The sequence below is a fragment of the Streptomyces sp. NPDC033221 genome (genome assembly GCF_055577005.1).
Genome location: NZ_JBVIQN010000064.1, coordinates 1 through 24196 on the forward strand (window position 1 = coordinate 1; position 24196 = coordinate 24196).

The 24196-nt window shown below is 68.0% G+C and carries 21 protein-coding genes and 3 pseudogenes; 9 read left to right on the forward strand and 15 right to left on the reverse strand.

Annotation, left to right across the window (positions count from 1 at the left end; translation table 11 throughout):
• The 3 genes from ACZ53K_RS41025 to mobF form a co-directional block, all read right to left on the reverse strand.
• Window positions 1–318: transposase (locus tag ACZ53K_RS41025; RefSeq protein WP_468847762.1), on the reverse strand; the 318-nt coding region annotated here is incomplete at its 3' end.
• A 1167-nt stretch (window positions 319–1485) separates the two neighbouring features.
• Entirely contained in the window at window positions 1486–2181 is a 696-nt protein-coding gene (locus ACZ53K_RS41030; protein ID WP_468847765.1) for a hypothetical protein, read from the reverse strand.
• A 154-nt stretch (window positions 2182–2335) separates the two neighbouring features.
• Window positions 2336–4162, reverse strand: coding sequence for a MobF family relaxase (gene mobF, locus ACZ53K_RS41035; RefSeq protein WP_468847767.1), 1827 nt, complete (start codon window positions 4160–4162; stop codon window positions 2336–2338).
• A 429-nt stretch (window positions 4163–4591) separates the two neighbouring features.
• On the opposite strand from mobF, the gene ACZ53K_RS41040 reads away from it, so the two are divergent.
• Window positions 4592–4897: a hypothetical protein gene (locus ACZ53K_RS41040; RefSeq protein WP_468847769.1), complete on the forward strand. Its 306-nt coding sequence runs from the start codon at window positions 4592–4594 to the stop codon at window positions 4895–4897.
• A gap of 465 nt (window positions 4898–5362) precedes the next feature.
• Here the strand turns inward: ACZ53K_RS41040 and ACZ53K_RS41045 are convergent, their stop codons facing one another.
• Window positions 5363–6589 carry a hypothetical protein gene (locus ACZ53K_RS41045; RefSeq protein WP_468847772.1) on the reverse strand — a complete coding sequence of 409 codons (1227 nt, stop codon included), beginning with the start codon at window positions 6587–6589 and terminating at the stop codon, window positions 5363–5365.
• A gap of 174 nt (window positions 6590–6763) precedes the next feature.
• A complete protein-coding gene (locus ACZ53K_RS41050) occupies window positions 6764–6925 on the reverse strand; it encodes a hypothetical protein (protein WP_468847775.1) in 162 nt (53 codons plus the stop codon).
• Between the two features lie 61 nt (window positions 6926–6986).
• Between ACZ53K_RS41050 and ACZ53K_RS41055 the strand changes: the two genes are divergently transcribed.
• Window positions 6987–8141: a lipid II:glycine glycyltransferase FemX gene (locus ACZ53K_RS41055; protein WP_468847778.1), complete on the forward strand. Its 1155-nt coding sequence runs from the start codon at window positions 6987–6989 to the stop codon at window positions 8139–8141.
• A gap of 15 nt (window positions 8142–8156) precedes the next feature.
• Here the strand turns inward: ACZ53K_RS41055 and ACZ53K_RS41060 are convergent, their stop codons facing one another.
• From ACZ53K_RS41060 to ACZ53K_RS41075, 4 genes are all read right to left on the reverse strand, one after another.
• Window positions 8157–9518 carry a UDP-N-acetylmuramoyl-tripeptide--D-alanyl-D-alanine ligase gene (locus ACZ53K_RS41060; protein WP_468847781.1) on the reverse strand — a complete coding sequence of 454 codons (1362 nt, stop codon included), beginning with the start codon at window positions 9516–9518 and terminating at the stop codon, window positions 8157–8159.
• Window positions 9519–9671: 153 nt separating this feature from the next.
• On the reverse strand, window positions 9672–10295 hold the full coding sequence (gene vanX / locus ACZ53K_RS41065; RefSeq protein WP_468847784.1) for a D-Ala-D-Ala dipeptidase VanX: 624 nt from the start codon (window positions 10293–10295) through the stop codon (window positions 9672–9674).
• Window positions 10288–11355, reverse strand: a complete 1068-nt coding sequence (gene vanA / locus ACZ53K_RS41070) for a D-alanine--(R)-lactate ligase (RefSeq protein WP_468847787.1) — start codon at window positions 11353–11355, stop codon at window positions 10288–10290. Before vanA ends, vanX begins: the two co-directional genes overlap by 8 nt.
• Window positions 11348–12325, reverse strand: a complete 978-nt coding sequence (locus ACZ53K_RS41075) for a D-isomer specific 2-hydroxyacid dehydrogenase family protein (RefSeq protein ID WP_468847789.1) — start codon at window positions 12323–12325, stop codon at window positions 11348–11350. The genes vanA and ACZ53K_RS41075 overlap by 8 nt, the downstream gene beginning before the upstream one ends.
• 292 nt (window positions 12326–12617) lie before the next feature.
• Between ACZ53K_RS41075 and ACZ53K_RS41080 the strand changes: the two genes are divergently transcribed.
• Entirely contained in the window at window positions 12618–13205 is a 588-nt protein-coding gene (locus ACZ53K_RS41080) for a GNAT family N-acetyltransferase (protein ID WP_468847791.1), read from the forward strand.
• A 15-nt stretch (window positions 13206–13220) separates the two neighbouring features.
• On the opposite strand, the pseudogene ACZ53K_RS41085 reads toward ACZ53K_RS41080, so the two are convergent.
• Window positions 13221–14341: pseudogene (locus ACZ53K_RS41085) on the reverse strand (IS630 family transposase).
• Between the two features lie 882 nt (window positions 14342–15223).
• On the opposite strand from ACZ53K_RS41085, the gene ACZ53K_RS41090 reads away from it, so the two are divergent.
• Window positions 15224–15487, forward strand: coding sequence for a hypothetical protein (locus ACZ53K_RS41090; protein ID WP_468847794.1), 264 nt, complete (start codon window positions 15224–15226; stop codon window positions 15485–15487).
• A 15-nt stretch (window positions 15488–15502) separates the two neighbouring features.
• Here ACZ53K_RS41090 and ACZ53K_RS41095 read toward each other — a convergent pair whose 3' ends face one another.
• Together ACZ53K_RS41095 and ACZ53K_RS41100 are read right to left on the reverse strand one after the other, a co-directional pair.
• Complete coding sequence (locus ACZ53K_RS41095) at window positions 15503–16594, reverse strand: sensor histidine kinase (protein WP_468847797.1); 1092 nt, start codon at window positions 16592–16594, stop codon at window positions 15503–15505.
• A 28-nt stretch (window positions 16595–16622) separates the two neighbouring features.
• On the reverse strand, window positions 16623–17282 hold the full coding sequence (locus ACZ53K_RS41100; protein ID WP_468847800.1) for a response regulator transcription factor: 660 nt from the start codon (window positions 17280–17282) through the stop codon (window positions 16623–16625).
• Between the two features lie 383 nt (window positions 17283–17665).
• Between ACZ53K_RS41100 and ACZ53K_RS41105 the strand changes: the two genes are divergently transcribed.
• Window positions 17666–17968, forward strand: coding sequence for a hypothetical protein (locus tag ACZ53K_RS41105; RefSeq protein ID WP_468847803.1), 303 nt, complete (start codon window positions 17666–17668; stop codon window positions 17966–17968).
• Between the two features lie 211 nt (window positions 17969–18179).
• Here ACZ53K_RS41105 and ACZ53K_RS41110 read toward each other — a convergent pair whose 3' ends face one another.
• Window positions 18180–18551, reverse strand: a complete 372-nt coding sequence (locus ACZ53K_RS41110; protein ID WP_468847805.1) for a hypothetical protein — start codon at window positions 18549–18551, stop codon at window positions 18180–18182.
• Window positions 18552–18785: 234 nt separating this feature from the next.
• Here ACZ53K_RS41110 and ACZ53K_RS41115 point away from each other — a divergent pair, with 234 nt between their 5' ends.
• Both ACZ53K_RS41115 and ACZ53K_RS41120 read left to right on the forward strand, forming a co-directional pair.
• Window positions 18786–19982 (forward strand): IS110 family RNA-guided transposase, encoded by a 1197-nt coding sequence (locus ACZ53K_RS41115; protein ID WP_468847808.1) that lies wholly within the window; start codon window positions 18786–18788, stop codon window positions 19980–19982.
• Window positions 19983–20209: 227 nt separating this feature from the next.
• Window positions 20210–20434, forward strand: coding sequence for a hypothetical protein (locus ACZ53K_RS41120; RefSeq protein WP_468847810.1), 225 nt, complete (start codon window positions 20210–20212; stop codon window positions 20432–20434).
• Window positions 20435–20544: 110 nt separating this feature from the next.
• On the opposite strand, the gene ACZ53K_RS41125 is transcribed toward ACZ53K_RS41120, so the two are convergent.
• Both ACZ53K_RS41125 and ACZ53K_RS41130 read right to left on the reverse strand, forming a co-directional pair.
• A complete protein-coding gene (locus tag ACZ53K_RS41125) occupies window positions 20545–20955 on the reverse strand; it encodes a hypothetical protein (RefSeq protein WP_468847812.1) in 411 nt (136 codons plus the stop codon).
• Between the two features lie 206 nt (window positions 20956–21161).
• A pseudogene (locus ACZ53K_RS41130) lies at window positions 21162–22220 on the reverse strand (IS110 family RNA-guided transposase); the annotation flags it as partial.
• A gap of 130 nt (window positions 22221–22350) precedes the next feature.
• On the opposite strand from ACZ53K_RS41130, the gene istA reads away from it, so the two are divergent.
• On the forward strand, window positions 22351–23772 hold the full coding sequence (gene istA / locus ACZ53K_RS41135; RefSeq protein WP_468847814.1) for an IS21 family transposase: 1422 nt from the start codon (window positions 22351–22353) through the stop codon (window positions 23770–23772).
• Window positions 23769–24101, forward strand: a pseudogene (locus ACZ53K_RS41140) (ATP-binding protein); the annotation flags it as partial. The gene istA and the pseudogene ACZ53K_RS41140, both read left to right, overlap by 4 nt.
• Window positions 24102–24196: the final 95 nt, after the last annotated feature.

Here is a 24196-nt window from a genome sequence, read left to right on the forward strand (position 1 = left end):
GTCGACCGCGGCGTCGTCCGACTCCAGCAGGCCGGCTCTGCGGAGTTCCGCGAGGAGGATCTCGTGCAGGCGGGGCCAGACGCCGGCCTCGGTCCAGTCCCGCAGACGCCGCCAGCACGTCACCCCACTGCAGCCGATCGTCTCGGCTGGCACGTCCGCCCAGGTCACCCCCGTGCGCAAGACGTAGACGATCCCGCGCAGAGCCGCACGGTCATCCGCGGGCAGCCGGCCCGGATACCGCCGACGCCGCGGCGGGCGAGCAGGGAGCAGCGGAGCGATACGATCCCACAGATCATCAGGCACAAGATCATCCGACACGCCCAAAACTGTGCCGCCCATCAGCCCAACCGCCAAGGCCCCGAACCGAACTCATTCTGAAATGATCAGTTAAGGGAGTACGGCTTGGTCACCGTGTGGAAGAGGCCGATACGGCGCAGCAGGCCGCTGGCGATCCACGCGTGATCTGTTTGCTCCTCCTACCAGGTGGGGTCTTCTGCCAGGTAGGCAGATTCGAAGGGGGTCAACGCGGGTGTGTCCCACAGGGGGAGGAGATCGCGGTCAGGGCATGAGGCCCGGTGATCGCTTACCGCAGCCCACCACTGTTTGGGAGCCGGCCCGGGGATGGTGACGCGCGCGTCGGTGCCTGCCAATCCGAGGTGGACGCCGGCCGCATCGATCCCGAGGAGCCTGACCCCGGCGATGCCTCCCGGCACCCGCTCTTCTTTTTCGTCAGGCCCGGTGTACTGGGTGCGGGGTGGGCGCAGTAGTCGATCGTTCCGCCCAGCCGCTCGAACATAGCGGCCTCCAGGCGGGCCTGGTCCCGGCTGGCGGCCGGTACCGGGTCTTGCCCCTGAAGGGTTTGGAGGTGCTGGAGGCCGGCCTGGTGCCCGATGCCAGTGCACCGGGAGCGGTAGCGGGCCTTCTGCGTAAGGAGGTCTCCGTGACTCATCAGTGTTCCTGAACTGCCGACCGTCCGGCCCGGTCCGCTCAGGTAGGTGCGAACTAGGTTGGGTTGTGCAGCATGAGGTCGGGGCCTGGCTCCTTCGCATCCGCCGTAAGACATCGGGGCTTCTGGCCGGAGAGCGCCCTGCGGATGCTGGCCCACCGATGGGGCCGTCTAGCAGTGTGCCGTCAGGGCAGCCCGCGGGTACGGGGCTGACTGGCCGCTGCGACAGCTCATTCATTCGTCTGGAGGACGTGCCAACAGCGCTGCTCTCTGCGCCCGGTTCGAGACGGCATCGCATCCGAGTGCGCGTGGTGGGCCCAGTGGCCGGGTCCGATTTCTCGCTCTCGGTGCGGGTCCAGCTGCTGGGGGGGGGCGGCGCGTACGTTGGTCGTCCTCACGCACAGGCGCACGGACTGCGTCCCGACATCTGGCCCGGTGACTTCTCCGTCTACCCGCCGACCGGTCCGGCCGCGCCGATCGCCTGGGCACACGCCGACGCCCACGGACAGCTGGCCCGTGGGCGTCGGCGCACACAGGGGTCAGCTCTCCAACATGGCCTGGAGGTCGCGCAACGTCAGCTCGTTCGTGCCGCGATCGGCCGCGCTGCTCTGCGTCCAAGCGACGATCGCCGGATGCGCCTCCTCGTAGCGGGTGCCGGCGGGCGTGGTCCCTCCGTCGTTGCGGGCGATCTGGGTGAGGTAGGCAGCCAGGGCGTGCGGGCCGCCGCCGCTGTAGCCGAGGTTGTAACCGACGGCGTGCTTCTGCGGCAGGATCGACAGGAGACCCTTGTCGGTCCGAGCCCAAAACAGGCCGCGGCCGGTGATGAAGCTGCTGAAAATGTCGTCAGGGCGCAGTTCAAGCGGGGCGTACGTCTGGTAGACCCACCGGTCCGTGCCTCCCTTGCCGACGTGCTCGGCTACGACGGGCAGCCCGAACTCGGGGTCGTAGAAGGCCCGGCGGCACACGCAGCCCGATCCGGAGATGGCCGCCGGCCTGTTCTTGTCCTCCGAGACGCACGGGTGGAACAGCGACGGAATGTTCGTCGGCTCCACGAGTGTGCAGTGCATCGCGTTCGGCTCGCAGCGCTTCAGCCTGCTCAGCCACTCCTGGAAGTGAGGAGTCACGGTCTGGGACGCCTCGATGTCCAGCTCGGCGTTCAGTGACGACGAGGCGATACCGAGGCGGGCCTCGGTATAGAGGACGAAGTGCAGGTAGCCCTTCTCCGGGTCGCTCAAGTTCAGGTCTCGTGGCTCGAAGGTCAACGTGGCGCTCCAATTCGGTCAAGGGTCCCCCCGTACCGGGTGCCAATGCCCCGATTCTCAGTCCGGTCCGCCGGGGCTCGCGAGTGAAGTCGCCAATCGGCCACGCGCTGGCCGATTGGCGTCCTCATCAGTGATTGCGGCCCGCTCCCCTGCCCTGATCAGGCCGGGGCGTGTGGTGCTGCTGGCTGGCAGGGTCGGCCGCATCTGCGGCCGGCTGCTGCGGCTGCGGTCCGTCGGCGATGGTGCGGCTGAGGGCTTCGACGGCCTGAGTGAAGGCGGCCAGCCGGGCGAGGTTCTTGGGTGTGTACAGCCACGTCGCGGGATCGGTCGTACGGCCCTCCAGGTACTCCTCGGGCAACGCGGCCTGCTGATGGACGTGCACAGCGGCGGCCCGCTGCGCCGGGGTGAGCCCGGCGTCCCGGTCCGGGTGGTCGACGGCGTGCGGCGCGGCCGCCGCCTGGTCGTGGTTGTGGTCGCCGGTACGCGCGGTGGCCGATGTGCTCGCGGGCGGGGCGCCGTCCCGCGCGGCGGGTGCGGTGCAGGCGGTACGGATCGCGTTCTGCAGGGCGAAGCTGGCGACCCGGGCCCGCTCGTACCGGCTCGACTCCCGGGGCGGGGCGCCGTCGGTGCCAGCGATCCACCACCGGCGAGGCGCAGCGAAGTCGGCGGTGTAGGTGAGCTGGTCCGGCGCCGGGGCCCGGCGGCCCTTCTGCGACACGGTGACCTGACGGCAGTGCAGGGACAGGGCCGCGTCGGCGATGTAGTCGTCCAGGCCGCGCGTGAACGCACAGCCGCGCAGAGTCTCCAACAGGTGCCGGCGCGCTTCGGCCAGGACGTGGCGGCGAGCAAAGCACGCGCGCACCGTGAAGACGATGGCGACGACGTCGACGGCGGCGAGCGCAGTGTCCACCACCGGGCCCACCCGGGCCCGGATCAACTTCCCGGCCGCACGGCACCGCTCCAGCAACCCGTCGACCATCGCCTTGCCGAAGCGCAGGATCGCGGACGCACGCCACCACGCGCGCAGCTGTTCCACGGGCTTGGGGGTCTTCTTCGCCCGGCGGGTTTCCTGCGCCGCCCACCAGCCCAGGCCGTGGCGGCCGCGCTCCCCGGGCAGCCGCTTGTGCTCCTGGACGTACTCGTCGGTGAGGCGCTCCAGCACCGGCGCCATCTGCTCGCGGCGCGTGGCCGACCAGTCGATGAGCTTTTGGTCGACGCCGGCTATCTCCATGACGGGGCGCAGGCCCGGCGTCACCTCCCGGGGCACGGTCGCCAGCCCGAGCTCCTCGCACACCTCGGTCGTCATCGTGAGCGAATAGAGCGTCCCGGCCGCCGGGATGTGTTGGTAGAGGCGCCGGGTGTCAAGAGCGCCCCAGGTACCGTCCGGGCGCTGCGCCCGGTTGAGGACCAGACAGTGGTCATGGAGCAGGGGAAAGCCGTCGCGGTTGTCGAAGTGCCGCCACTTCGCGACCACCAGGCCCAGTGCCTTCGCGCGCTGACGGCCCGAGGACCACCGGGTCTCTGCGACCTCATCCTCGAGCCAGCGCAGCGCGGTGGCGATGGCCCGCTCGTGCGCACGCTCGATGACCCGCCGGGTGTGGTCGTCGCCCAGCGCCCACAGAACGATCAGGGACGCCTGCGCCCGGAAGGTGAAGTCGAGGGCGATCAAGGGGGTCGCCCCGCGTCGCTCGATCTCCTCGACCGGCTGGCCCAGGACGGTCGCCAGCCGGGCCGTCTCCGGGGCGGCGCCGTCGTCCAGGAGCTCGCGCTCGATCCGGTCGGCGTCCGGGTGCCGGAGCTGCCCGAAGACCAGCTCCATCTGCCGCTCGGTCACCGTCTGCCCGGCGGTGAGTCCGAGCGCGGCCAGACCGCGCCCCATCCACACCCCGGGCGGAAGCCCGGCCTTCTCCAGGGCGCCCTTCAGGGACTGCCCGACCGGACGATTGGCCGTCACCGAAGGCAACCCCGCGCACGTAGTAGCGCCACGCATTTCGTCTCTGGGCCTTCGCAACACTCAGCATCCCGGCAGCGAACACCGGCTCTGACCTGCGAAAAAAGCCCGATCCCGTGAGGCGGGCGGGTTTGCCGAAACTTCACGGCCGATCCCGCCTGGCGGGCGTCTGCGGCGCCGTCGCGCCCGTCAGGCGAACACCCCTTCGGGCCAGGCAAATGCTGCGCGGCACCCAGCCACACGCACCTCACACGCCCCGAAAACCACCAGCAGACGACTCCACCGTCGAGAAGCGCAGACCTACGTACCGCTCCCCCACCGACCGGCCGAAGACACACCACCCAGCACCACGGCACCGACTCCCTTCACCCCAAGAGAGACACCCACCGCCCCCGGCAACCCCGGGGGCTTCGTGCTTCCTGGAGGACCGACGTGCCGACCTACGAGACCCTGCCCCGCTTCACCACCGATCTGGACCGCCTCACTCCCGAACAGCGCCGCCGCTTCCGCCAGACCGTGGCGGCCTTCGTCGACGACCTGCGCACCGGCGGGCGCTTCCGCGCTGGCCTTCGCGTCAAGCGCGTCCGGCGCGCATCCGGCATCTACGAACTCACCTGGTCCATGGGCACTGGCCCCGCAGGACGCGCAACCTGGGAGTACGGGCCAGAGCACCGTCCCGGCACTCCTCATGTGATCTGGCGCCGCATCGGCGGGCACGACATCTTCGCCATCCCGTGAGCAGGCGGCAGCCGTGGTTCGACGGCAGCTCTCGATGGACCGGCCGGGCTGGTCACTCAGCGCACCAGCCAGCGGCTCCTATGGCAGGGGGTGGGTCCGGGTCAGGGCGTGGCCCGCCACCGGAAGACGTCGTCGCCGGCGGTGGTCAGCCAGGTGCCGTCGCCGAGGGCGATGGGGTCCGGAGATACCGGGAAGGGGTAGATGACTTCGCTGTGCAGCCGCAGGCTCTGGCCGTCGAGCAGGTAGTGGGTGGAGCGTTCGGGGACCCAGTCGTCCTGTTCAGCGACGGGGGCGAGCACAGTGTGGTCGTCGACGTAGCCGGGCCTCAGGACGAACTGGCGGCCGGTGCGGGGCAGGACCGTGGCCGTGACTTCGGCCGCCTGCCGGTAGCCCCCGGTGGAATCGGCCTCCCAGCGGGCGAGCGCACTCCCGCCCAGCGCAAGCTTGAGCAGGCTTGCGGGCTGATCAGAACTGCCGGTGAAAGGGGCGTCGAAGGTACCGCAGGGCGTCAGGGACAGGCCGTCGGGGCTGAGGGATGCCAGCAGGGAGAGGTATTCGTCCTGGCCCTGGGCGGCGGAGAGCAGGAGAGGGCTTGTGCAGGCGCAGCTCAATGTCGTGGGTGAACTCGTAGCGGGCACCGTCCGGGTCGGTGCGCGCGGTGAGCTGGTCGAAGTGGCTGTACTCGAAGCGGGTGGTGCGGCCGGCGGTGTCGGTGTGGCTGAGGCAGTTGCCTTCGCCGTCGTAGGTCCAGCTTTCTTCCGTGCCGTCCGGGTGGCGGCAGTGGGTGAGCAGGTTTTGGGGTGTCCAGGTGTAGTGGGTGGTCTGCCCGGTGGGTTCGGTCAGGTGCGTGAGGTGGCCGAAGGCGTCGTAGCGGCGGATGGTGGTGTGGCCGGCGGCGTCGGTGACGGTCAAGGGCAGGCCGGCGGCGTTGCACGTGGTGTGGATGGTGTGGCCGAGCGGGTCGGTGATGGTGGTCAGGTGGCCGCGTTCGTTGCGGGTGTAGTGGGTGGTGGCGCCGGTCGGGTCGGTGAAGGCCACGCGGTTGCCGCGGGCGTCGTGGTGCTGGCGCCAGGTGCGGTCGGCGGCGTCGGCCAGGATGCAGGGCAGGCCCAAGTCGTCGTAGGTGATGCGGGAGACGGTGCCGTCGGGCTGGGTGGAGGTCAGCAGGCGGCCGTGCGCGTCGTAGGTGTAGGTGGTGGTGCGGCCCAGCGGGTCGGTGGTCGCGGCGATGTGGCCGTCGGGGGTGTAGCTGGTGCGGCGGGTGGCGCCGGCCGGGTCGGTCTCGGCGATGAGCTGGAGCCGCTCGTTGATCCGGTAGTGGGTGGTGTGGCCCAGGGAGTTGGTGGCGGTGGTGCTGCGGTGGCCGTCCACGTCGGGGGCGGTATAGGTGTAGCGCAGGTGGCCTTCGGTGCCGCCCTGGGCGGTACACCGGCTGGCCGCGTCGCGGGTGTACTCGTAGTGGCTGCCGTTGGTGTCGGTCCAAGCGGTCATGCGGTGTGCGTCGTCGTACTCGAAGATCGTCGCGGTGCCGTTGGTGCCGGTTACCGAGGTGAGGTTGCCGTCCTGGTCGTGGCCGTAGGAGACCAGCAGCAGGTCGGTTTCCTCCTCGGACGCCGCGGCCAGGTGGACTTCGCTGAGGTGGCCGTGTTCGTCGGCGATCAGCCGCAGCTGGTAGCCGCCAGAGTGGCGCACGGCGAGCGGGCGGCCGCTGGGCCCGTTGTGACGGCAGGCGCTGTGTCCCACACAGGTCAGGTCGCTTTACGCGAGGGTCGAGAGTCCCTGTTGGGTCGCGTTGCAGCGAAGCATGTTGTCTCTTTGTCCTGCACGACTGCGTGACTGAGATCACGTCTGCGTGGGGGTGCTACGTCAGCTGGAACGATAGGTGAAGGTGTGGGTTCTGGCACAGGGGCCTTCCGTGTAGCGGGCGTTGGGGCGATCAGTGGTGCGGGTGGCCAGGGAACGTTCACGATTGCCGCTGACGGTGAGCAGCACGATCTGGGACAGGCGCGGAGCGCCTGAGCGGCGCATATCTTCGGCGTATCGAAAAGCGGATACGCGCCGGCAACACAGGGCCGACTTGACTGGTGTCATGTCCTACCGCGAACCAGCACCCCTGTCCCTCCCTGTGACGCTGACCGTCGCGCCGATCAGCGACGCCGAGCACCTGGCCTTCGTGCGGGCGCGTCGGTCGGTGAACTTTGTGCAGACTCCGGCGTGGGGGCGGGTGAAGACGGAGTGGCGCAGTGAGTCGCTCGGATGGTTCGACGGCGGGCGGCTTGTGGGGGCGGGGCTTGTCCTTCACCGGCCGGTGCCGGGGCTGTCGCGGTTCACGCTTGCGTATGTGCCGTGGGGTCCTGACATCGACTGGTCCGGGGACATCGGTGCGTGGCTCGACCCGCTGGCGGCATATCTCAAGGTCCGTGGCGCGTTCGCGATCCGCCTGTGCCCGCCGGTGCGGACGCACACCTGGGATGCGGCGCAGATCAAGGACGGCGTGGCCGATCCGGGGGTGGGGCGGCTCACCAGACTCCCCGACGGGCACGTCGATCCGACCGGTGCCGAGGTGAGCCGACGGCTCCGGGCGGCCGGCTGGCTGCCGCAGAGCCCTGAGGACGGGTTCGGGACCGGGCAGCCGCAGTTCACGTACGAGGTGCCGCTGGTAGGAAGGTCGGAGGACGACGTTCTGAAGGCTATGAACCAGCAGTGGCGCCGCAACATCAAGAAGGCCGCGAAGGCGGGGGTCGAGGTCACGGTCGGTGCCGCGTCGGACCTCGCGGCGTTCCACGAGCTCTACGCGCACACCGCCGCGCGCGACGGATTCACGCCGCGGCCGCCAGCGTACTTCGAGACAATGTTCGCGGAGTTGAGCGCCGAGGATCCCGGGCGGATCGCGCTCTATCTTGCGCGCCACGAGGGCGAGTTGGTGGCCGCCACGATCCTGGTGCGGGTCGGCGGACACGCCTGGTACGCGTACGGCGCCTCCTCGACGGCCAAACGTGAGGTGCGGGGTTCCAACGCGTGCCAGTGGGCGATGATCCGTGACGCCCTGGCGGCGGACTGCGACGTGTACGACCTGCGCGGCATCACGCCGACGCTCGACGCCGCCGATCCGCAGGTGGGCCTGATCCGGTTCAAGGTCGGCACCGGGGGGCGGGCGGTGCGGTACGTCGGGGAGTGGGATCTGCCGCTGCGACCGCTGGTCTACCGCGCCTTCGACCTGTACATGGGTCGGCGCGGGCGCTGAGCCCGCGCCGCACGGTTACCCGAGTGCGGCGGCCACCTCGTCGAGGCGGGCGCCGCGCGACGCCTTCACCAGGACGATGTCGCCGTCGGTGAGGTGCTCGCGCAGCCAGTCGACGGCCGCTCGGTTGTCGGTGAGTGCGATCGCCCGCATTCCCGCGGCGGCGGTGATGGGGCGGGCGGTTTCGCCGACGACGGCCACCAGGTCGGCGCGCGCGGCTGCGTATTCGCCCACTGCTCGGTGTTCGGCCTCGCTGTCGGCGCCGAGTTCGAGCATCGCGCCGAGTACGGCGATACGGCGGCGGCCTGTGATGGCTGCGAGTGTGTCCAGGGCGGCTCGGGTGGAGTCGGGGTTGGCGTTGTAGGAGTCGTTGAGCAGGGTCGCGCCGCAGGCCAGGGGGCGCAACTCCATGCGCCATTTGGACAGTGAGGCGGTGCTGAGGGCCACCGCCGAGGTGACCAGGGGGATGCCGGCTGCGAGTCCCGCCGCGGCGGCGGCCGCCGCGTTGAGTGCCTGGTGGGCGCCCACGAGCGGCAGCGCGACACGGGCCGAGGCGCCGGAGGTGCGTAGCGTGAAGGTCGCCCGGCCCAGGCGGTCGAGGACCAGGTCCTGGACACGCATGTCGGCGTGTTCGGCGCGGCCGAAAGTCAGGACCGGCCCGTCGGTCAGCGCACGCATCGCGACGACGCGGGGGTCGTCGGCGTTGAGGATGGCGGTGCCGCCGGGTGCGAGGCCGCGTACGAGTTCGCCCTTGGTCTGTGCGATGGCCGCACGCGAGCCGAACTCCCCGATGTGGGCCTGGCCGACATTGAGCACGACCGCGATGTCGGGTGCGACCAGGCCGGTGAGGTGGGCTATGTCGCCGAGGTGGCGGGCGCCCATTTCGAGGGCGAGGAAGCGGGTGTGCGCATCGGCGCGCAGCATGGTCAGGGGCACGCCGAGTTCGTTGTTGTACGAACCGTGGGTGGCGACGGTTGGCCCGGCGCCCGAAAGGACCACGGACAGCAGGTCCTTGGTGCTGGTCTTGCCCTGCGAGCCCGTCACCGCGACGACGGTCAGCCGCTCGCGCAGCCGGGCCATGGCGTGGGCGGCGAGTGTCTGCAGTGCGGCCGGTACGTCGTCGACGACGACTGTGGGGAGCGGTGTCGGCCGTGAACCGAGCACGGCGGTCGCCCGGGTGTGGCCGGCGTAGTCGTGGCCGTCGACGCGCTCACCGACCATGGCGACGAAGAGCCCGCCCGGTTCGCCGTGCCGGCTGTCGAGTACGGCCGGCGCACTCACTGTGACGGTCGCGTCACCCGTGACCCGGCCGCCGACAAGCGCGGCGATCTCGGCGAGGGCGAGGGGGTGCGGGGCGAGGGATAGCTGGCTCTGAGTCATGGCTCCAGTGAAGGCGGCGGGGTGTTGCCGGCGCGTATGTGGTTCTCGATACGCCGGCGATAGGTGGTGGGCTCTGGTGGGGTGCTCGCCCTCGCCGCTCGGCGTCCGGGGACGGCCCGGGGCTCCGGCCGGACCGCCGGAGCCTCGCCGTGTTCATCCCAGACTCACCTGTGTGATGGGAAAGTCGAAGTAGGTGTCCGGGTAGGGCTCGTCCTTGAGCGTGTAATGCCACCATTCGCAGGCGTAGGAGCTGAATCCGCTGGTCTCCATGATGGAGCGAAGGCGCCTGCGGTTGTCCGCCGCGGCCCGCGAGATTCCTTCCGCTCCGTGGTGCGAGACCGAGTCCATCAGATCGTGGTCGCCACCCATGGCGGCGAGGTCGCCGCTTTCCAGGTGGTACAGCGTCAGGTCGACGGTACTGCCGCGGCTGTGGCCCGACTTGGCGGCCACATATCCGTTCTCGAACATCTCGGGCCGGTCGATATTGGGGTAGTGGCGGTGCTTGGTGCGGCCGTCCTCCGGCTGCTTGGACCAGCGCAGGAAAGAATCCACGGCGCGTTGCGGACGGTAGCCGTCCCAGAGCAGCAGGCCGAATCCGTACGAGGCCGCCTCCTCTCGCGCGCCCTGCAATCCCGCACACAGAGCCCTGGTGCCGACGATGCGATTGGCCAGGTATCCGTTGACCGGTTTTCCGGTGAAGTTGTCCCAGGTGGCGTACTTGGCGTCCCAGCGGACCCCGGACATGTACTCGTCTATGAAGACGAAGTCGTTACGCATCGGCCTGCTCCGTCGGAGTCAGGGGCCGGTGCAGTGTCCCGGTCACCAGGCGGTCGATCACTTCAGACAGCGGAACCCCGGCGGCGGCCATCATCCTCGGATAACGGCTGTAGGAGGTCATTCCGGGGAAGGTGTTGACCTCGTTGAGGACGACCTGTCCGTCGTCCTTGAGGAACAGGTCCACGCGGGCGAGTCCGCTGCAGCCCAGGGCGCGGTAGACGGCCTTCGCCACTTCCTGGACGCGTGCCCGGGATTCAGCCGGAATGTCGGCAGGGACGATCGGCGTCGAATTGTCGGAGCCGGTCTCGGGTTCGTCCTCCTGGTGGATCCGGAAGAATCCATGGGACAGGGCGATGCGGTCAACTTCCCCCGCGGTCAGGTCCGTTCCGCCGCCCAGGATGGCGCAGCCGACCTCGCTGCCGACGACCGCCTCCTCGACCAGCACTTTCGTGTCATACCGCCGGGCGACGTCCAGCGCGACCGGCAGTTCTTCCGCATTCGCCACCTTGCTGACCCCGAAGGACGATCCCGAGCGGGCCGGCTTCACGAAGACGGGATAGGTGAGCCGGCCGGCGTCGATGTCCTCGCCCGCCGCGACCGTCCAAAAATTCGGCGTGGCGATTCCGGCGCCGGCGGCGACGACATAGGCGAGGGACTTGTCCATGCCCAGCGCGGAACTCTGGACGTCGCACCCCACGTACGGGATTCCGGACAGCTCGAGCAGACCCTGGATCGCGCCGTCCTCCCCGAGCTTTCCGTGCAGGACGGGCACCACGACATCCAGGCCGATCGTCTCGTACTTCCCCTGATCGAGGACGAGCAATCCGCGCACGCCGCGGTCCGGGGACAGCACGGCGGGCCGGTATGCGCCGCTCTCCCAGTCCGCGGCGGGGCCCTCGCAGAGTTTCCAGGCGCCGCTGCGCGTGATCCCGATGAAGTACGGCTCGTACGTGTCCGGGTCGAGGTTCCGCGCGATCTCCTGCGCGGACTTGATGGAGATGGGGTGTTCCTCCGAGCAGCCGCCGAAGAGGATTCCGACCTGAAGCTTGGCCTTAGACATGCTGATTCCTGCTTTCGAATTCCAGGCAGTTGGCGATCGAGTTCTCGACCATGTCGCTCAGGGCACGGTCCGTGTAATACGCGGTGTGCGGACTGATGAACGCGTTCGGCATTTCCTGCAGCCGCAGCAGTGGCTTGCTGTCGATGGGCGCGTTCCGTCGGTCGGCGTAGAACACGCCTTCCTCGCCCTCGACGACGTCGAGGGCGACACCACCCAGGCGTCCGTCCTCCAGTGCCGCGACCAGCGCGGTCGTGTCGATGAGGGCACCGCGCCCGGTGTTGACCACGAACGCGCCGGGTTTCATCCGCTGGATGCGCTCACGGTCGAGTAGGTGGTGCGTCTCGGCGTTGAGCGGCGCATGGAGCGTGACGACGTCGCTCGACCTCAGCAATTCATCGAGCGACACCTCGTCACCGGGGTCGCCAGCACGATTTCCGTACGCCAATATCCGGCATCCGAAGGCGCGGAGCCTTTCCATGACAGCCGTGCCGATGCGCCCCGTTCCGACCACGCCGACGGTCAGGTCGCGCAGCTCTTTCCCCCGTACGTCGTGCAGCCGGTAGTCGTGCACATCCGCGCGGCGGACGGTGGACTTGGCGTGGCGCACCGCCATCAACAGCATCATCACCGCGTAGTCGGCGACGCTGTCGGGGGAATAGCAGACGTTCCCGACGGAAATGCCGACGCGGCCCGCACAATCCACGTCGATGTGGTCGTACCCGATGCTTCTTGTGGAGATGTAGGAGACGCCGACTCGACTCAGCGCACGAAGTCCCCCCGGGGTGATCCGGGTCTTGTGTCCGACACTGATGCACCGGTTCCCGGATGCCAGGTGGACATCATCCTCCGACACCGCGGATTCTGTGATCGTCAGCGTCACTCCGAATCGGGGCGCCAGCTCACGGAACCGTGCGGCTTCGTCCCGCCCGCATCCGAAAGCGGTGATTCCCAATGGTTCGCTGTAGGTCATGCCTCCATTCAAGGAAACCGAGTGTTGCCAGCGCGTATGCAGTTTTCGATACGGTGCCGATACGTTGTCAGCCCCCTTTGCCGGCCCGCGCGGTGTTCGCCGAGCAGGCCACCAGCCGGTCGCGGTGGCCGTTCGCGATGGACGGTGCCTCCCCGGCAAGCCGGGCCATGTCGGCGGCCGTCCAGGCGCGGCCGTCGAGCAGGGCTAGTGCTGTGACCGCATAGGTTCGCCGGGTCCATGGTTGGGCACCGGTTACTGCGGGTTGGACGTCGGGCTGTGGCACGATGCCGCGATGATCACCTCACCGATCCCGCCCGTCGTTCCCGCAGGCCACCTGGCCCAGATGGAACAGCCCGTGTTGGCTCTCCCCAGCGGTCTTGAGCTGCGTCCCTGGCACGTCAGCGACGCCGACGCTTTGGTAGCCGCCGCCCAGGAACCGGCCATTCGCCAGTGGAACCGGCTCGTCGTAACGTCGCAGACGGAAGCACGCAAGCGGATCGAGCGCATGCACGAGCGTTGGCAAAACGAGCAGAGCGCGATATGGGCCATCGCACGGCCCGACGGCGGTCAGGCCGTGGGCTTGATCGGTTGGGGTGACATCGACCTCAATGGCGGCAGCGCCGAAATCCTGTACTGGATTCTGCCCGCAGGACGCGGTCGCGGCACCATGGTCGAGGTCATGAAGCGGGTGTCCCAGTGGGCGTTCGATGAACTTGGTCTGCACCGTCTCCGGCTGTGCCACTCAGTAGGCAACCCGGCGTCGTGTCGAGTAGCGGAGAAGGCTGGCTTCTCCCTCGAAGGCACGATGCGCAGCGCCTTGCTGCACGAAGACGGGTGGCACGACGAGCACCTTCATGCCATGCTCCATGGCGACATCTGATGCTGTGACGGGTGGTCAGGCTGCGGTTTGTAGCGGGCTGCCGCCCCAGCGGACGCCTCGTTCGCTGCGCATGCGGGCGCGTCCGCGTCGTTGGGCGGCCAGGACGTCTGGGTGGCGGGCGTTGTTGTTGCGCCAGCGGAGGTAAGCGTGCAGGGCCCGGGTCTGCACGGTGTGGTTGGGGTGGTGGGAGTTGGCCGGGGTGAACTGCCGCAGCGGTCCGAAATGGGCCTCGAAGGGGTTGGCCCAGGACGCGTAGGTGGGTGTACAGCACAGTTCGACCTTGTTCCTCGCCGCCCACCTGCGGATCTTCCAGTTCAGGTGGGCGGAGAGGTTGTCGAGGATCACGTAGATCGGGCCGCCGTCCGGACGGGCTGCTCGGATCGACCGCAGGGCGGCCCAGGTGTGGTCGATGCCCTTGCGGCGATGGTTGACACCCCACAGCGTGTCATCGCCGACGGAGTAGCAGCCGTGGAAGTAGGTGATGCCGTGGGTGCGGCGGTAGGTGGCGGGCAGCCGGTCGGGCCGGTTCTGTTCGGCCCAGCAGGAGCCGGCGGTGAGGCGGATGCCCAGCGGTCCGAACTCGTCGAAGGCGAACGTGCGGTCCGGACGCTCGTTGACCGCGTACTCGATCCGCTCCAGCTTGGTGTCGAAGGCCGGGTCCGGGGATTCCTTCCAGGTCTTCGTCCGTTGGAAGGTGCTCCCCCGGCGGGCCAGTAAGCACCGCAGTGCCTCACGGCCGATCCGGACGGGCCTGGCGATGTTCCGGCGCAGGTGATCGACCAGTTTGCGGACCGACCAGCGGGTGAAGGGCTTGCCCAGCACGGTGGGCCGGGTGGTGGCCGTCTGGATGACGAAGTCCTCGTCGTCACTGCTCAGCAGGCGGGGACGGCCTCCCGCCCACTGAGGGTTGAGGCATGCGAGCCCGATCTCGTTGAAGCGGTGGATCAGGTCACGGACGGTGTCCTCGTCGGCCTGGACCAGACGCGCGATCACCGAGACGGTGCTGCCGCCGGCCGAGGCCAGCAGCATCATCGCCCGCCGAAACCGTACCGAGCTGGTACTGCCCCGCCGAACGATCTGCTGGAGCTTCTGCCCTCCAGATCCGTCAGCCTCCGGACCCTGACCGGTGGTGCCATCCCGCCTCCCCTGCTGGTTGAAAGCGATATCGCTTCCAGCCAGCACAACGAGCAACCCGGTGAACCTATGCGGTCACAGCACTAGACACATGGCGGCGTTGGTGCGGTCCGTCGGGAGGGCACCCAAGGAGACTAGGCCGGGCTCTTCGTGAAGGTGTCGGTGCTGGTCACCCGGCCGTAGTCGGCGGGCGACGCTTCGACGCCGGCCGAGGGGCCCTGACCTCAGCGTCCTGGCCTATGACGGACGAAACCCACCGTGTGATCCGGCCGAGAGCATCCTGCACTTCGGCATGCTCGTGGTCCTGTTGGCCACCGAGAACGGCGACGAAACCGCCAACGTCGCCCCGATTCGCTCTGCTTGGGCCCTGGGCCAGAATGTGGTCCTTGGCCTCGGCGTAGCGAGCCGGACGCCGCGCAACCTCGCCGTACGCCCGAGCTGGTGCTCAACGTCGCCGTGCCGGACCTCTGGGAACAGGTGGAGCGGCGTGTCCCGCTCACCGGGGTCGACCCGGGGCCGGAGAGCAGGCGCGTGGTGTACCGGCACGAACCCGACAAGTTCGCGCCGCAGGCTTCACCCCCTCCGAGGTCGATCTCGTGACCCCGCCACGCGTCACTGAGTACGTCCTACAGCCGGAGGCGTACGCCTGCGCCCTCGCCGGGTGCGGAGGGCGGTTGCTTCAGTGTCGAGTGCGAGACGCCGCGCGTCCATGCCGCCCCCCGGGGGCTGGAACCCGCTGATTGACAACTTCCGCCACTACCACGGCCTCTCCGCCGAGGTCGGACACGGCGTCCTGTCGGAGATCGCCGCTCGGACCGCGTGAGGTCGCCGAGGCACCGACCAGCGGCTGCAGTTTCGACTGGTCGCTGACGCCGGACGACGCCATGGACCAGGTCCAGGGACGCCGGGGCGACGAGCGGCGTCCTGAAGGCCGGAACGGCGTACGTCAGCCACGGCACGGACAGCCCGCGCAACTGGCGGAGCGGCTGGCCAGAGCACGCCTCTCGGGATCGCGCTCGCTGCCCGGCTTCGACCAGGATCTGCTGGGCCGGGCCCGCTTCTACAAGAATGCTCACGATGCCGCGCAGCACGCGTGGGACATCCGGCAGATCCTGGCGTACGTCGACACGGCCGCACCACCCGCATAGTCGGCGGGGCACGCATCACGACCGCGGGGACGTGCGTGCGGGCAGTTCCACCGTGATGCGCAGGCCGCCGGTGTCGCGCGGGGTGAGGGTGAGGGTGCCGTCGTGTGCGCGAGTGATGGATGTGACGATGGCCAAGCCGAGGCCGACGCCCGTCTGGTTGGCGTGGATACGCTCGGTGCCCCTCTGGAATGGTTCGGTGAGCGTCGAGACCAGGTGTGGAGGCAGTTTCTCGCCGGTGTTTTCGACCGTGAGTATCACGGTGCCGGAGTGGACGCCGGTAGTGACCCACACCCTGCCCTGTTCAGACAGATTGTGGACGATCGCGTTGTGCACGAGGTTCATGGTCAGTTGCAGCAGGAGCGCCGGCGATCCGCTCGCGGGGGTGATGTCGCCGCGGGTCTCGATGGTGACGCCGTTCTTTTCCGCGAGGGAGAGCAGCGTTTCGGTGGCTTCTTCCGCCATGAGGGACAGGTCGACCTGTTCGCGGGTGAAGGATCGCTGGTCGGCTCGGCTGAGCAAGAGCAACGCTTCAGTGAGGTCGATCGCTCGGGTATTGACAGCTTGGAGGCGGTCGAGGACTTCGCCGGTGTCGTGTGATGGATCGGTGCGGGCCACGTCGAGAAGTGACTTCGAGATGGCCAGCGGGGTGCGTAGTTCGTGCGAGGCGTTTGCCGCGAATCTCTGCTGCTCAGCGACGTGTGCTTCAAGCCGTGCGAGCATCGCGTCGAAGGCGTCGGCAAGTTCGCGGAACTCGTCCTGGCGGCCCGGCATCTGGATACGGTGCGAGAGCGATCCCGTAGCGGCCGTGCGGGTGGCGTTGGTGATGCGAGCCAGGGGGGCGAGCATACGACCGGCGAGGATCCATCCTCCCAGGAGGCCGAATACGAGGAGGAACGCCATTACTGCGGCTGCCGTTGGCGCGAAACCCTGCACGAAGTCGATGACCGGGTTTCTTTTCCATGCCCCCTGTTCGTTGGTTTGCAACCACCCCTGTTGCAGGAGGAACACTCCTGCGGCGGCGAGCGCCAAGGCACCGGCAAGCATGAGGAATCCGGCGTAGCTGAGGGTGAGCTTGATGCGGACACTCAATCCAGGCGCTCTATCCATGGTTCTCTCCCCCGTCTCCGGCCTGCGGCTATGCATCGATTCGGTAGCCGACGCCGGAGACCGTGGCGATGATCCACGGCTCACCGAGACGCTTGCGCAGTGCTGAGACGGTGATTCGGACAGCATTGGTGAACGGATCGGCGTTCTCATCCCACGCGCGCTCCAGAAGTTCCTCGGCGCTGACGACACCGCCCTCGGCGGCGATGAGGACCTCGAGTACGGCGAACTGCTTGCGCGTCAGCGCAACGTAGCGGCCGTCCCGGTAGACCTCGCGTCGGAACGGATCCAGCCGCAGCCCTGCGATCTCACGGACCGGAGGCCGGCTGTGGGCACGCCTGCGGTCGAGCGCCCGGAGCCTGAGGACGAGTTCCTGCAGTTCGAACGGTTTCGTGAGGTAGTCGTCGGCGCCGAGTTCGAAGCCGGATGCCTTGTCATCGAGGCGGTCGGCCGCGGTCAGCATGAGGATCGGCATGCCGCTGCCCGAGGCGACGATGCGTTTCGCGATCTCGTCACCGGAAGGTCCGGGGATGTCGCGGTCGAGGACGGCGATGTCGTATCTGTTGATGCTCAGCATTTTCAGGGCGATGCCGCCGTCGCCCGCAAGGTCGGCCGCGATGGCTTCCAGGCGCAGGCCATCGCGGATGGCTTCCGCCATATAGGGTTCGTCCTCGACGATCAGCACACGCATGCTCTCGATGTTACGAGCGGGCGCATATCGTCCGCGTATCAAAAACCGCATACGCGTCGACAACACCGTGCCACCGTCTATCAGTGCATCGCGACCGCCTTCAACGAACATCCCGGGAAGGCATGCGGGGGCCGTGACCTGCATGAACAGCACGATCTGCCCATCGACGAGCCTTCGATCAACGTCACCCTTGAGGGGGCCGTTGGTGCGGACGGCGAGGGAACACGGCAGGCTACACCGACGGGCTCCCTCGCCGTGTCCGGACCCGTCCTCGATGTGGCTCAGCTGCACGATCCGTACGGGGCCGTCCCGGGGCGGGCGGCGGGCAGACGGCGGACGTTGCCGAGGGCTACGGCCTGTTCCCGTAGACGCACGATCTCGTCGTGCTGTGCGGCCAGGCGCGAGACCGCGAGTTCCTTGAACGTGGTGAGCTCGGAAATGGTCTCGTCCCGCTGAGCCAGGCGTTCCTTGAACTCGGCGACCTGGGCCTTGAGTCTTTCGATCTGCGCGATCCGCGGGTCGACGACCTCTCCGGCCTCCTGCAGAGCACGAAGGTGCCGCTCGAACTCTTCGGCGAGGTGCTGGTAGGGGCCCGCACTGAAGTGTTCCGTGCGGTGGCCTGGGCCACATCTGCCGCACGGAAGACTTCAGTAGCCGACGGCTTGGCCGAACCTCCGGCCTGCTGACTAGCCCTAACGGCCACTTAGGTTCCCCTCACTGAAATCTTTCGTGCGGTGCTGAAGTCTTCGGTGCGGTCCGACAGCTCAGACACATCTACCGGCCTTCGCCCTATCGGCGATTCGTCTTAGGATCCCGCACAGCGAAGAAGTGGAGCCATCCTCCGGTGCTGTGTTGTACACCGCTGTGCCGTTCGATGTGAGAGTCGCAGAGGCTGGCTTAACCAGCAAAATCGCGGATGAAGGCCCCGGGATCGGGCGACAGGTCGACAGGCTCGAGGGTGGCGTCGGCTTCGCTCCACCAGACGGCGGGGACCTGCGGGGCCAGTTCGCGCAGCAGGCGGTGAATGACGCGGGCGGGAACGTCGAGCGGTTCCCGGTCCGGAAGGAGGAGGACTTGGTATTCGACTTGCCAGGAGAAGGGCAGCGTCTGCCCCTCTACGTGAATATCCAGGCTGACCACGTCGTCCGGATCGCCGCCGACTTCGCTACCGGGCCACAGTCGCGTGACGGTCTCGGTGAGCTGTTGGGCGGTGAACGGCCAAGTGGCGCCATTGTGCTGGTCCGCGCTCACGAAGAAGCTGGATCCCACGTGCGTGTCCTACCTTTCAAGGGTGGTTACTCTGGTCATTCGTAAGATCGGAGGGCCCAGGGGTTCTGGGTATGGCTGTCATGTGCGCGCCGTTGGCAAGGCTCAAAGGACTTGGCCGCCCGGAGCCCCGCGACGACTCGACCGCCAATTGGGAGACGCGACTCCGATCGCTGCTGTAGGACAACGTCAGCGAGGTCGTCTGCGGGTGACATGTGAGACGGCAAGCTGGCGGAGGTGGCCGTGCCCGAGATCTGGGCCGGAGTGGACATCGGCAAGGAACATCACCACTGCGTGGTGATCAACGCGGACGGTGAACGGCTGTTGTCGCGCCGCGTGTTGAACGACGAGACGGAGCTGCTCCAATTGATCGGCGACGTCTTGGCCATATCCACGGACGTGCTGTGGGCCGTCGACCTCAACCACGGCGGCGCCGCCCTGCTGATCGGCCTGCTTCTGAGCCACGATCAGCCCATGGCCTATCTGACCGGCCTGGCGGTCCACCGTGCCTCGGCCACCTACAAGGGTGAAGGAAAAACAGACGCGAAGGACGCCTTCGTCATCGCTGACCAGGCCCGCGTCCGCCGTGATCTCGGCCTGCTGCGGCCCGGCGACGAGATCACCATCGACCTGCGCACGCTGACCACCCGGCGCCTGGATGTGGTCTTCGACCGCACCCGGCAGATCAACCGGCTCCGTGCCCAACTGCTGGAGATCTTCCCGGCGCTGGAACGATCGCTGGACCTGGTCAACAAGGGGCCGGTCATGTTGCTGACCGGCTACCAGACCCCGGCCGCGATCCGCCGCGCGGGCGCCAAGCGGATCGGGACCTGGCTGAAGAACCGCAAGGTCCGCGGCGCCGCCGCACTGGCGAAGACAGCCGTGGAGGCCGCCCAGGCCCAGATGACGGCGCTGCCCGGCGAGAAGCTGGCGGCCGCCATGGTGGTCCGCCTCGCGAAGGGGGTGATGGCCCTCGATGAGGAGATCGCCGAGCTCGACGCCCTGATCGAGGCCAAGTTTCGCGAGCATCCGCACGCCGAGGTGATCCGCAGCCTGCCCGGCATGGGGCCCAAGCTCGGTGCCGAGTTCATCGCCGCGACCGGCGGGGACATGGACGCCTTCGGCAGTGCCGACCGCCTGGCCGGCTTTGTCGGCCTGGCCCCGAGACCCCGCGACTCGGGCCGCGTCAGCGGCAATCTGCGCAGGCCCAGGCGGTACCACCGCGGACTGCTGCGGTCGATGTACCTGTCGGCGATGGTCAGCATCACGACGTGTCCGGCATCGAAGGCGTACTACCAGCGGAAGCGGAGCGAGGGGAAGGGACACAAGCAGGCCCTGCTGGCCCTCGCTCGCCGACGCCTGAACGTCCTGTGGGCGATGATCCGTGACGGACAGTGCTATCAAGGTTCACCTCCCGTCACGGGAGCGGCTTGACATCACGATTGGGAAGTCCTTTCCGGGGCGGCTGCGGTTACTTGACGATACGAGTCTCGCCGGGTACTCCCTTGGCAGCGGGCATCGCGTCGTAATAAGCGCCTGCCTTTTCGTCGTTGGTGATGACTTATGTCGACGAGCCGTGTCTGTTGGGCCGGATCCGGCCGGAGGAGTGAGCATCTGACGCCGTGCCAGGTGTCCCCCTACTCCTCGTGGACCCAGCTCAGATGTCACGCCTCCAGGAGTTCCACGCCAACCTCATCGACCGCCTCCAGGAGGCCAAGGACCAAGGCTGGCTCGGCGAGGTCGCCGCCATCGAGACCACCCTGGCCGCCGCCACGCAGAAACTGGAGGAAATGCGCGACCGTGCAGCCCAGCCATCTACCGTCCACCTAGGCATGCCCGGATTCCGCCGCGACGCCGGACGAACCAGCGCCGAGCCAGAACGCTGAGCGCCGACGCGACAGCCGGAGGAATGCCGGTCCGCTCATGGAGCTGGCCTGGCAGGATGCCCGGATGGAGATTCGAGCACCTGCGCTCTCACGGCAGTATCCACCCCGGGCTAAATGGGGCGAAGAACGGGGTCGATCTCGGCCAGGGCGTCGTGCATCTGACGAGCCCCCAGGGCAACGCGGTCGTCAGTGTCCCGCAACATCTCCTCGCACAACTGCATTGCGTTGTCCCGGTCCTCGGAGAAGATGCTGAACACATCGTGAAGTGCGGTGTGAATCCAATCGCTGTGATTCGAGTCGGCGACTGCCAGTGCGGAGGCGACTACTGCCAACCCGATCCTGTCCTTTCGCCGCAGCACGGCTTCCGCGGTCACCCGGGTGACGAAGGTGTCACCTGCGTCGAGCACGAGCTCCAGCAGTGGCCCGAGGGCCTCCTGCATCTCGGCGAAGCCTGCCAAGCCGTGACCGGCATCCGCCCGGTCACGGTAATCGTGGCTTCGCCCGAGCTCGCGGAGTACCACGACAGCTGCATGCCGCCGGTCTCTGTCCACCCGCCTACTCACCCCTCCCGTGAATTCGGGTCAAAATACCACTGGGGCACCCTCCAGATGATCGCTTCGTTCCCGCGGATCAAGGCGTCATAGGCTCCAGGACATGCACAGCACCTTGACGGAGCACGCCCGGTGTCTCTATGGAGACGAGTTCAGACCGATTCCTAATGGAGATGTCAAGCGGCCAGCGTGACGGGCGGTATGGGTTCGTAGCACCGTCCGTCACGCAGAAGAGCCCACAGAACGTTGACCCTGCGGCGGGCGAGTGCCATGACGGCCTGGCTGTGGCGTTTGCCTTCAGCGCGCTTGCGGTCGTAGAAGCGGCGGGATGCGTCGCAGCAACGGATGCTGATCAACGCGGAGGTATAGAAGACGCGCTGGAGGCGTCGGCTGTAGCGGGTGGGGCGGTGGAGGTTGCCGCTCACCTTCCCGGAGTCGCGAGGTGCTGGGGAGACGCCGGCGAAGGAGGCCAGCCGGTCCGCGCTGGCGAAGGCACCCATGTCTCCACCGGTAGCGGCAAGGAACTCGGCGCCCAGGAGGACACCGATGCCGGGCATGCTCGTGATTACCTCCGCGTTGCAGTGGCGGCGAAACCGGCCCTCGATGAGTTTGTCGGTCTTCGCGATCCTCTCGTTGAGGGTCATCACCTCCTTGGCCAGGGAATGAACCACGTGGGCAGTCATGTCCTCGCCGGGGACGGCGGTGTGCTGCCTTTCGGCGGCCTGGACGGCCTTGGCGGCGAGTTCGTCGCCGCTGCGGACCTTGCGGTTGCGCAGCCGGATGGCCAGACGTCGCCGGCCTGTGCGGCGGATGGCGGCCGGGGTCTGGTAGCCGGTCAGCAGCGCCAAGGGGCCGATGTTGCCCAGATCGAGTTCGCGCTCCAGGCCGGGGAAAATCTCGGTGAGGTGGCCGCGGAGCCGGTTGATGGTCCGGGTGCGGTCGTCGCTGAGGTCACGGCGGTGGCGGGTGAGGACCTTCAGCTCGGACACCAGCTCGTGCCCGGGACGCAGGGGGTTGAGGTCACGCCGGATGCGGGCCTAGTCGGCGATGACCGCCGCGTCCTTGGCGTCGGTCTTGCCGTCACCTCGGTAGCCCTCGGAGGCCCGGTTGACCGCCCGTCCGGGAATGCAGAGGAGCTGCTGACCGTGGTTGAGCAGGACCGCGATCACCAGGGCGGCCCCGCCGTCGGCCAGGTCGATGCCCCAGACCGCTTCGTCACCCAGGTCGAGAACGTCCCCAGGTGTCGGCGTACAAGTGAACGTGCACCACCGCGTACGGACGAATGTGCACCGTTCCTGATGCGGTGAGGTCGGAGTCCCGCGAGTCTTCTGTCGTCCTGTTCGGAGTCGGTGGAGGGCGGCGAGGGTGGTCCTGGATCCGCATCGCTGGTTGGAGCTGAGGCGGTTTCGCGGGCTGTACGAGTCCGGCGCGATGAGCCTGCGGGAGATCGCGAAGGAGACCGGGCTGAACCGACGCACGGTCGCCAAGTACCTGTCGGGCGAGACTCCGGTCGCGCCGCCCCGGAGGGCTCCGAACGGGCAGCCGTACCGGCGGCTGGTGGATGAGGTCGCGCCGTTGATCGATGCGATGCTGCGGGCCGAGATCCTGCTCAAGGGGGCGGTGATTCACGAGCGTCTGGTGGTCGAGTACGGGTTCACCGGCAGCTACCAGCGGATCAAGATGTACTTGCAGGAGGCCCGGCCCCGTGTCGCGGAAGAACTGGGTATCAGTCCGGGTGAGTTGGCGGGCCTTCACCGGAGGTTCGAGGTGGTGCCTGGGGCCCAGGCCCAGGTCGACTGGGGTGACGAGGGAAAGATTCTCGCCCATGTCGGGATCCCGAAGGTCTACTCGTTCCACATGACCTTGTCCTACTCGCGAGATCCGTTCTGCTGTTTCACCACCAGCCAGGACCTGGCCACCTTCTTCGACTGCCACCGGCAGGCGTTCGCCCACTTCGGTGGGGTCCCGATGTCGATCGTCTACGACCGCACCAAGACGGTGGTCCGCCGGCACGTCGCACCAGGTGAAGCCGTCCCCCTGCACCCGGAGGCCGTCGCCTTCGCCGGGCACTACGACTTCGATCCAGACGTGCTGGCCGCCTACCGGCCCACCGGCAAGGGCCGAGTCGAGCGGCAGGTGCTGATCGTCCGCGACCACGTCCTGGCCGGACGCGCCTTCTCCTCGCTCGAGGAACTCAACTCCGCGTTCACCGCCTGGGTGCCGCTGCGGCGGGCGAAGGTCCACGGCACCCATGGCGAGGTCATCGGTCTGAGGGCGATCCGCGACCACGTGGCCCTCCGTCCTCTGCCGCAGACGCCCTATGCGGTCTCTCAGCGGCATCTCCGCCATGTCGGCAAAGACTGCCTCGTCGCCTTCGACGCGAACCTCTACTCGGTGCCGGCCCGCAAGGTCCGGCCCCGCCAGCTGGTCGAGATCCGGGCCACGAAGTCCCAGATCATGCTGCATGCCACCGCTCCCGATCACATCGGCGAAACCCTGCTGGCCACCCATCCGAGGGCGGTCGGCCGGGGCGCCCGCATCGTCGATGAGAAGCACTGGGATGGTCTGCCCACCGGAGCTGGCCGCCGCGTCACGGCCGGTGATGGGGCCCTGCCCCAGCCCCACCGCCACAACGCGCCAGGCGCGGAGGCCGGGCCGCTGGCGGCCCTGCTGAACCGGACCGCGGTCACCCAGGTCAAGGTCGGCCGCAGGCCTTTGTCGGTCTATGACGAACTGACCGGCACCCGCCCCTTCACCACCCACCGAACGCCGAAGGAATCGTCTTGAGCGAGCTGGTCTCCACCCGCATTTGCAACACGGCCGGCAAGCTGGGCCTGCCTCACCTGGCCGAGGCCCTGACTCAGTACGCTCAGCGGGCCGACGAGGCCAAGATGGGCTACCTCGACTTCATCGACCTGGTCCTTTCCGAAGAACTCGCCGTCCGGGACGACCGACGATTCCGCACCGGTCTGCGGATCTCGAAGCTTCCGCACCACAAGACGCTGGACGATTACGACTTCTCGTTCCAGCCCGAGCTCGACCCCCGCAAGGTCAAAGACCTCGCCACCCTCTCCTTCATCGAGGCCAAGGCCAACGCCGCCCTGCTCGGACCGCCGGTTATCAACGGGGTCTGAGCCCCTCTCTTCTATGTCTGCGACGAGCGTCACCGTGAGCGTTCTGTGTCGTTGATGCATTGCTATCAATGGGAGTT